This window comes from Mucilaginibacter sp. P4_E8 (genome assembly GCF_056401495.1).
In genome coordinates, this window is sequence record NZ_JBFUJG010000198.1 from 1 (window position 1) to 7,083 (window position 7,083).

The window sequence follows — 7,083 nt, forward strand, 5'->3', positions numbered from 1 at the left end:
GATCCTTCGCTGCGCTCAGGATGACAAAGGGTAAAAATCCTAAAAATCCATTAATCTGTTTAATCCAGGTTCAGACAATCTCTGCACATTTATCCTAAAGAATTCCCTAATTGCTCCACCCATTGATTAAACAGGCGGGTCTCAAATTCAACAGCTTTATTGGCGTATAGTTCCCAATCGGGCGAGAATTTGTGCAGCTGGTTCAACATTTCTTCCAGATGGCCTTCTTCCTCTAAAATGATCGATTTTACGTTTACTTTACTCCCTGCTTCATCAAGCGCATCCTGGTAAATGGGGTAAAGTTCATCAGCACGTACTTCAATGGCATAGGTAACCAGCAAATAGGCAGCAAAACGGAGTTCGCTGCCGCTTAGGCCAAGTTCCTTTTTCAGGTAACGGCAAACATCAATATCCAGCTGGTTTAAATAATATTTGCTTGAGCCCGGAGCCAGCAGGTATTCGGCGGCATAGGTAGGTAGTTCTACACCGGTTTTTTCCAGCTGTTTTTTCAGATAAAAAGCATGACGGTGCTCCTCGGCGGCATGTTTTAATATAATGTAGGTAACGGTAAGCGGGTCCTCACTGGCTGAAATTTTGCGTGCGCCGGTATTTTCCATCAGCGACAGCGTGTTTAACCAGCGTGAGTGCAATTCGTTATCAGCAATTATTCGGGGTAATAGTGTATTCAACAGCATAATTATATTTCTTCAAGTGCCTGTTCAATTTTGCTGTAAACATAATCGAGTTCGGCATTAGTAATGCAATACGGAGGTAAAATGTATATTATATTGCCCAGCGGACGCAATATAATACCTTCGGCTAAAAAGTACTGGTATAATTTATCGCGCAGCGAATTAAAATAGGAAGTATTATCACTTGTTTCCCATTCCATAGCTACTATGGTGCCGGTTTGCCGTACGGCTTTTATTTTAGGGTGATGCTGTATTTTAGCTGCAAATTGCCGGTGTGACGTTTCAATACGGCTGATATTAGCCGCGGTTGCAGGCTCCAGGAAAAGATCGAGGCTTGCCAGTGCCGCCGCGCAGGCTATAGGGTTGGCAGTAAATGAATGCCCGTGAAACAAGGTTTTCAGCCTGTCATCTGATAAAAAAGCATCATAAATCTGCTGGGTGCAGGTGGTTAAGCCTAAAGCCATGGTACCGCCTGTTAAACCTTTTGAAAAACACATAATATCGGGCTGTATCTGTACATGGTTACAGGCAAAAGGCTTACCTGTACGACCGAACCCGGTAAATACCTCATCAGCTATCATCAATACGTTTTCCTGCCGGCAGTGAGCCATTAACTGGTTCAGGTATCCGGCATCGTACATCAGCATCCCTCCTGATCCCTGTACCAGCGGTTCAAATACGAAACATGCTGTCTCAGATTTCAGATGTGAGATCTGAGCTTTGAGGCTTTCCATATTGTCTTTGTTTGGGGTATCAATAAACTCTACCTCAAACAGCAGGCTATCAAATGCGGCGGTAAATGCACTGCGACCACTCACGGCCATGGCACCAAAGGTATCGCCGTGATAAGCGTTTTTAAATGCTATAATTTTAGTACGCTGATCACCTTTGTTGAGCCAGTATTGCAGACACATTTTTATGGCCACTTCAATAGCGGTTGATCCATTATCTGAATAAAATGCTTTTTGCTGATTATCCGGTAAAATGGCCAGCAGCCTTTCGGCCAGTTCAATTGCGCCTTCATGGGTAAAGCCGGCGAATATCACATGCTCCAGTTTATGCAACTGCTCCGAAACTTTCCGGGCAATATAAGGATGCGCATGGCCGTGGATATTTACCCACCATGACGATACGGCGTCGATATATTTTTTGCCCTGCTCATCAAACAGGCAGGTGCCTTCGCCCCTTACAATACCTATTGGGGGGGCAGCCGTTTTCATTTGGGTATACGGATGCCATATTACTTTAAGGTCACGCTCGGTCAAATTCATAGTTCTGCTCTTAATAGTTCTACAACACGCTTATCAGTAGGAAAGGTAACATCATCAGTGGTTAGGTCGGCTATTTTTATCCATCTAAAAGCCTGCAGCACGTCGCCTTCGCCATCAAAATCATAAGCAATGGTTTTTATGGCGAAATTTAATGGCGTTATATTCTTCACCTTATAATACACGCTGATGATCTGCGAATTGTTGAAAGCCGATCGTACAAAAAAATCAGTTGTGTAAAAATGCCCGGTTACCTCAATCTCTGCCTCGCACTCCTCTACAAACTCACGTTTTAAGCCATCTATCAGCCCCTCGCCTATTTCAAGGCCGCCACCAGGAAATTTTATAAAACGATGGCCATACTCCTGCTCATCACTTATCAGCACCTCGTTTTGCTCATTTATAAGCAAACCATATACACGTACATTAAAATACTCCATTATTCAAAGTGTTTTTTGTTGCGTACCACCTTATCCATTGTCCACGCTATGGTTTCGGTTTGCGCTTCAGATCGTATAGGGCAATTGGGCATACTGCAATAGTGGCAACATTCAGGCACGCATGGGTCCGAATGTATAAACAGTTCTGTTTTTATCCCTACCTCCTCGTTGATCATTTTATCAACCAGCGATACTTCGGCATGTACGTGGGTAAGATCAAAGTAGTTGGGCAGGGTCATGTGGCAATCAATATGCAGTTCGTTGCCATATTTCTGGGCACGCAGGTTATGCACATCAATCCAAGCATCGCGGCGTTTTTCGCTCAGCACATGTATAATATCCGTCACCACTTGAAAATCGGCCTCATCCATTAAGCCACCCACTGATTTACGTATCAGCTTGTAACTATTAAATATAATATATAAAGCTACAAGTATAGATAAGGCGCTATCGAGCCATAAAATCTCCGTTAATTTTATCAGTATTAAACCAGCAACCAAACCAACACTGGTTACCATATCGGTAAGCAAATGACGGCCATCCGCATCCAATGTTATAGAGCGCAGTGACTTGCCCTTTTGGATCATATAATAACCTAAAGCTCCGTTAATGAGCCCTGTGGCCCCAATAATCATCGCACCGGTAAGCAAATCATGGATATAAGTGGGGTAAAATAAACTATAAACAGATTTAATGATGATGATAACGCCCGCAATACCTATCAATGAGCCTTCGATAAAAACAGAGAAATACTCCACTTTGCCGTGCCCATAAGGATGGTTCTCATCCCGAGGCCTTGATGACAGATAGATACTGAAAAAAGCAAAGGCGCTGGCAATTACATTTACAATGCTTTCGGCGGCATCGGTAAGTACAAAGTTAGACGCGGTTAAAAGATATGCCCCAAACTTCGCCATCATCAGGATAAAGCCTGTAATAAGCGAAATAAATATGATCCTCTTCTGTTCTTTCAAACCTATCTTAATTAAGAGGTCAAATTTATAAATAACAAGCGTAAGTAGCAGTAAAGTTATTTTCTATATTTGCCGCGATAACATAATTTATATGAGCGCATTAAGTACCCGGATAAATAACCTGTCCGAATCTCAAACAATTAAAATGGCCAAAATGGGCCGTGAACTTGCCGCAAAAGGTGTTGACGTGATCAGCCTGAGCTTTGGCGAACCTGATTTTCATACTCCTGAACATATTAAGGAGGCTGCCAAGAAGGCCATGGACCAAAACTATACCTACTACACACCAGTAGCCGGTTATCCTGAACTGCGTAAGGCAGTAGTTGCCAAATTAAAGAACGAGAACAACCTTGATTATGATTTTAGCCAGATCGTGGTATCAACAGGTGCCAAGCAGGCTATTGCCAACGCGGTACTGTGCCTGGTAAACCCTGGCGAAGAAGTGATAATCCCTACCCCATACTGGGTATCATACTCAGAAGTAGTAAAGCTGGCCGAAGGTGTAAGCGTTTTTATAAACACCACCGTTGAGCAAAATTTTAAAATAACCCCTGAGCAATTAGAGGCTGCTATTACGCCAAAAACCAAATTGTTCATGTTTTCATCGCCATGTAACCCTACAGGCAGTGTTTACAGCAAGGATGAGCTGGAAGGATTAGCAAAAGTATTTGAAAAATACCCCCATGTTTATATCCTGAGCGATGAGATCTATGAGCACATCAACTATATTGATAAACACGAATCGATAGCCCAGTTTGATTATATTAAAGATCGCGTAGTGATCATCAATGGCTGGTCTAAAGCATTTGCCATGACCGGCTGGAGAATTGGTTACACTGCAAGTAGCAAAGAGATTGCCACTGCCTGCGACAAAATGCAGGGACAGATTACTTCTGGTACCTGTTCAATAACTCAACGTGCCGGTGTTGCCGCATACGAAGGTGGCCTGGAAACCGTACTTGAAATGCGTGCCGCATTTAAAAAACGCCGCGACATTGTTTACAAATTGTTAAGCGAAATTGACGGCATTAAATTAAACCTGCCCGATGGCGCGTTTTACTTTTTCCCGAATGTAACCTCGTTCTTTGGCAAAAGCTATAATGGCAAAACCATTAAAGATGCTGATGAACTAAGCATTTACTTATTAGAGGAAGCCCATGTTGCTACCGTAGGTGGTGATTCATTTGGAGRTCCTACGTCTATCCGTATTTCCTATGCTGCCGCCGAAGACAAGCTGATAGAGGCCGTGAAAAGGATAAAAGAAGCGTTGGGTAAATTGAAATAGTTTGCGATTGTCTGAACCACGATTAATCAGATTTTTTAGATTTTGATTTGCAAGTAAAAATCGTGATAATCTCTTAATCGCATAAATCGCGGTTCAGACAAAATAATCTGACATTAACAACAAAGCCCCTCATCTCATTTGATGAGGGGCTTTGTTATAAAGCGGTTTATGTAAAATTACAAACCAAATCCGTAGGCTACACGTAAACCAACCAGACCATAGTTATTGCTCTGACCAGAGAAGTTTTCATAACGTAAACCAACATCCCATGATTTAGATGCATAACCTATACCAGGGGCAAGAATCAGTTTAGTATCCTTTTCTGTTCCTGGAATTGGCGTATGAACTTCAAAACCAGCACCTACCTCAGCTCCAAAATATAAATTTTGTGCGAAGAAAGCTTTTATACCCGCTTTAACAGGTACCACACCTAAGCTGTTAAATTTAACACCTGAGTTGCCGGCTTCTTTACCAAACATGTTGTAATAGCCCGAAGTTAAAGTTAATGCCAGGTTATCACTTAAGCCATATTGCAAACGCGCTGTACCGCCTAATTCAAAATTTGAAACATCATGCGCATTGCCAGTTGGCGCACCAACTTCTAAACCAATACCAAAACGTAATTTGTCGGCCGGAGTAGTTTGAGCTTTTACAGTAGTTCCTAAAAATATAGCTACAGCAGTTAACGCGGCGGCTATAAAGTTTGTCGAATTTTTCATAGTTGTGTTTTTAAAATGTACTCTACAATTTTCATTGTATTAACACCACCTTAACAAATACTTTGCCATTATCATAATTGTCCCCCTGTTATGATAATGGTATAAACAATAACTCGTAATACACCAGCTAAACAATTTAGCAGCTTTTGACCTGTTAATTATTGATAATCAATGTTTTTAAATTCGCCATTTTCTTGAAACCTATAATTACAAACCTTAATTACAGATTAAATAATGATCGAAAAAACAGTACCTGCTAAATAAATAAGTGTAGGAAAACAACGAATTTTTGTTCTGTTTCACTTAAAATTTACGGGTAAAACGGCATTGAGCAACTATCCTTAAACTGCCATAAACAAAAAAAGAGAGGCTTTGCCTCTCTTTTGATTTTAATAAAGTAAAATATTAAACCTGCGGATCATCTTCCACATCGGGCTTATAGTTCTTTTCCATTTCGGCCAGTTTTTCTTTACCATATGCAAAACGGGTAATGGTATAATATAAAACAGGCACTATAAATATAGCAAGCGATGTGGCTGCAAGCATCCCCCCAAACACTGTCCATCCTATGGTTTTCCTGGCCTCGGCACCTGCGCCGGATGCGATCATTAAAGGCACTACCCCTAATATAAATGCCATCGAGGTCATGATGATTGGACGCAAACGCAGTCGTACCGCTTCAAGAGTAGCTTTTTCAAGATTCATACCTCGATCTACGCGCTCTTTGGCAAATTCAACTATCAAAATCGCGTTCTTGGCCGCCAATCCTATCAACGTTATTAAACCAATCTGTGCATATACGTTATTGGTTAAATCGGACCAGAACGTCAGGAACAGGATGGCTCCAAATGCCCCTAAAGGTACAGCCAGCAGTACCGAGAACGGAACCGACCAGCTTTCATATAACGCGGCAAGAAAAAGGAATACGAAGCCTATAGAAAGGGCAAAAATGTAAACTGTTTTTGAACCAGATAATATCTCCTCGCGGCTAAGGCCCGAAAATTCATAACCAAAGCCCTGTGGTAACGTTTTTGCAGCAACTTCTTTCAAAGCCGTTATAGCATCACCGCTACTATAACCAGGTTTGGTACTCCCATTGATCTCGGCCGACCTGAACAGATTATAATGAGCAATCAACGGAGAGTTTTCAATAACCTTGTAAGATGTAAGTGTGCTTAGTGGCACCATTGTACCAAATTGATTACGCACAAAGTATTGCCCAATATTGCTGATATTACTCCGATAAGCAGTATCGGCTTGTGCAAGTACCCTAAAGTTTCGTCCATATATGGTAAAGTCATTAATATAGATACTACCCATATAAGTTTGAAGGGCGCTATTAACATCAGCTATAGAAACGCCTAACTTCTTCGCCTTTTCCCTATCAATAGTTAACTGATAAGCAGGCGTACTCGCTGTAAAAAAGGTAAAGGCTCTTGCAATTTCAGGACGTTTATTAATCTCACCTACAAATGTTTTCAGCGTTTTTTCAAAAACCTTTATGTCCCCACCTGCTTCTTTTTCTTCCAATATAAATGAAAAACCACCGGTGCTTCCCAAACCTGGTATAGCAGGCGGTTGAATTACAATAACATTAGCCTCTTTAAACCTGGCCAGTTTTTTAGTGAGCTTGGCAACAAGGGCGGTTATCTGCTGTGATTTTTCTTTCCGCTCATCCCAGGGTTTAAGCTGAACAAACATGGTG

At 41.6% G+C, this 7,083-nt stretch carries 7 protein-coding genes; 1 reads left to right on the forward strand and 6 read right to left on the reverse strand.

The window, feature by feature from the left end; translation table 11 throughout:
- Positions 1-89: 89 nt before the first annotated feature.
- The 4 genes from AC1DRQ_RS28440 to AC1DRQ_RS28455 are packed head-to-tail and all read right to left on the reverse strand — an operon-like array spanning position 90 to position 3,374.
- Complete coding sequence (locus AC1DRQ_RS28440; RefSeq protein ID WP_477429038.1) at positions 90-695, reverse strand: hypothetical protein; 606 nt, start codon at positions 693-695, stop codon at positions 90-92.
- Positions 696-697: 2 nt separating this feature from the next.
- Positions 698-1,963, reverse strand: a complete 1,266-nt coding sequence (gene bioA / locus AC1DRQ_RS28445; protein ID WP_477429040.1) for an adenosylmethionine--8-amino-7-oxononanoate transaminase — start codon at positions 1,961-1,963, stop codon at positions 698-700.
- Positions 1,960-2,400, reverse strand: coding sequence for an NUDIX domain-containing protein (locus AC1DRQ_RS28450; protein WP_477429042.1), 441 nt, complete (start codon positions 2,398-2,400; stop codon positions 1,960-1,962). Before AC1DRQ_RS28450 ends, bioA begins: the two co-directional genes overlap by 4 nt.
- Positions 2,400-3,374 (reverse strand): cation diffusion facilitator family transporter, encoded by a 975-nt coding sequence (locus AC1DRQ_RS28455; RefSeq protein WP_429397615.1) that lies wholly within the window; start codon positions 3,372-3,374, stop codon positions 2,400-2,402. The genes AC1DRQ_RS28450 and AC1DRQ_RS28455 overlap by 1 nt, the downstream gene beginning before the upstream one ends.
- A 91-nt stretch (positions 3,375-3,465) precedes the next feature.
- On the opposite strand from AC1DRQ_RS28455, the gene AC1DRQ_RS28460 reads away from it, so the two are divergent.
- Positions 3,466-4,659, forward strand: a complete 1,194-nt coding sequence (locus AC1DRQ_RS28460) for a pyridoxal phosphate-dependent aminotransferase (RefSeq protein WP_477429045.1) — start codon at positions 3,466-3,468, stop codon at positions 4,657-4,659.
- A gap of 176 nt (positions 4,660-4,835) precedes the next feature.
- Here AC1DRQ_RS28460 and AC1DRQ_RS28465 read toward each other — a convergent pair whose 3' ends face one another.
- Positions 4,836-5,378 carry a hypothetical protein gene (locus AC1DRQ_RS28465; RefSeq protein ID WP_477429047.1) on the reverse strand — a complete coding sequence of 181 codons (543 nt, stop codon included), beginning with the start codon at positions 5,376-5,378 and terminating at the stop codon, positions 4,836-4,838.
- 405 nt (positions 5,379-5,783) lie between these two features.
- On the reverse strand, positions 5,784-7,083 hold a 1,300-nt coding region (locus tag AC1DRQ_RS28470; RefSeq protein WP_477429049.1), incomplete at its 5' end, for an efflux RND transporter permease subunit.